This is a genomic window from Actinomadura fibrosa, assembly GCF_900659615.1.
GTDB classification, from domain to species: domain Bacteria; phylum Actinomycetota; class Actinomycetes; order Streptosporangiales; family Streptosporangiaceae; genus Spirillospora; species Spirillospora fibrosa.
Genome location: NZ_CAACUY010000525.1, coordinates 1 through 1851 on the forward strand (window position 1 = coordinate 1; position 1851 = coordinate 1851).

Annotated in this window: 1 protein-coding gene; it reads right to left on the bottom strand. The window is 77.8% G+C overall.

Annotation, left to right across the window (positions count from 1 at the left end):
• Positions 1 to 160 precede the first annotated feature (160 nt).
• Positions 161 to 1851, bottom strand: a 1691-nt coding sequence (locus E1300_RS49370) for a S8 family serine peptidase (RefSeq protein WP_242619919.1), incomplete at its 5' end; no start/stop codon positions are given.

A 1851-nucleotide genomic window follows, 5' to 3' on the forward strand; every position in this document is an offset into this window, starting at 1 on the left:
CACCAGCACCACCGCGCATCCCGCCGCGGCGGCCAGCGCGACCACGGTGCGCGACGGCCACCGGGCCGCGCCGGGCACCTCGTCCGGCGGGGGCTCCGGCCCCAGGTCCGGGGTCGAGATCTCGGCGCGCGACACGCTGCGGAGCGTAGCCGAGCCGGGTTCAGCGCTGCCCGGCGACCGGCGGGTCCGCCGGCGGCTCGAACGACGGCTCCGCCTGCGGCGCGTACCGGGAGTCGGGCGGCGCGAAGGACGGACCGCCGGGCAGGTCGGACGGCGGGTCGTACAGCGGGTCGGACGGCGGGTCGGACGGCGGGTCGTACAGCGGATCGGGTTCGGGCGGGCCGAACGACGGCCGACCCGAGGACGGCACGCCCGCAGGCGGTGGCGACGGCGCCGCGCGGCCCGGCGGCGTCCACGCGGAACGCTCCGGCGGGCCGAACGACGGGTCGCCCTGCGATCCAGGATGCGGGCCTGGCGATGAACCGCCCGGCGTGGCTGGGCGGGCGCCGGGCGGGGAGGCGAACCGCGCGCCGAAGGGCGGTGCGGCGCCCGGTGCGGCGCCGAGGGGCGGGCCTCCGCCTGTCGGGGGGCCGCCTGCCGTCGCGGGACCGGAGGACGGGCCGCCGGTGGGCGCGGTGCGCGGGTGGCGGCGGGCGAAGGTGATCGCGACGCCCGACGAGATGAGCGTGCCGCCCACGCCGACCAGCAGGATCACGGTGATGACGGGTTTGACCCAGATGGGGCGGTCGATGACGTCCACCGGCCCCGGGTCCCCGGCGCCGAACCGCTGGCGGGCCGGTTTGCCCGCCGACGTCGCGGGGCGGCCGGACGTCAGCGACGCGGCGGCGGCGAGCGCCCGCTGCGCGTTGACCTCGCCGAACCCGATCTCGGGGTCGTACTTGCCGGACGGGCCGTAGCGCGTCCCGGCGACCAGCGCCTGGGAGACCAGCGCCGGCGGGAGCTTCGGGTACTTCGCCCGGATCAGTGCGGCGATCCCGGACACGAGCGCGCTGGAGTCGCTCGTGCCGCTGGTGATGAAGTAGTCGCCGCCGGGTCCGGCCGCGGCCAGGCCGGCGCCGGGCGCCGCGACCAGCACCGAGTAGTTGCGGTTGGAGAACGGCGCGCGGGCGTGGCCCGGGGCCGTCGCGGCCACGGCGATGACGCCCGGGTAGGACGCCGGGTAGGAGTACGGCGCGAAGCCGTCGGCGTCCAGCTCGCGCTCCTTGTCGCCGTCGTTGCCGACCGCCGAGACGACCACGACGCCCTTGCCGATCGCGTAGGCGATGGCCGCGCGCTCGGCGGGGACCTCGTCGTCCTTGCCGAGCGAGAGGTTGATCACGTCCGCGCCGTGGTCGGCCGCGTAGCGGATGCCGCGCGCCACGCCGTCCTCCGCGCTGTCGTCGGCCTTGTAGCGGGCGTAGCTCGGGTCCTCCGGCTCGCCGATCGCGCGGACCGCGAGGATGCGGGCCTCCGGGGCGAGGCCGATGATCCCGGCGCCGCCGCCCGGCCCGTGCCCGTGCCCGGCGATCAGGGACGCCATCCCGGTGCCGTGCTCCCGGGCCGGTTTCGACCCGGCGTCCACCTGCGCGATCATGTTGGGCCCGGTGGTGACCGAGCCCTTCAGGTCGGCCTGGTTCGGGTCCACGCCGGTGTCGACGACGGCGACCGTCACGCCGCGGCCCCGCGTGATCCTCCAGGCGGCGTCCATGCCCAGGATGTCCAGGACGGGCCGCTGCCGGGCGCGGACCTCGTCCGCGCGTGCCGGGGCGGAAGCGAGCGGGAGGAGGCCGCCGGCCAGCGCCGCCAGGTCGACGCCGCGCGGGTCCTGCGGGAGGTAGCCGATCGTGCCGG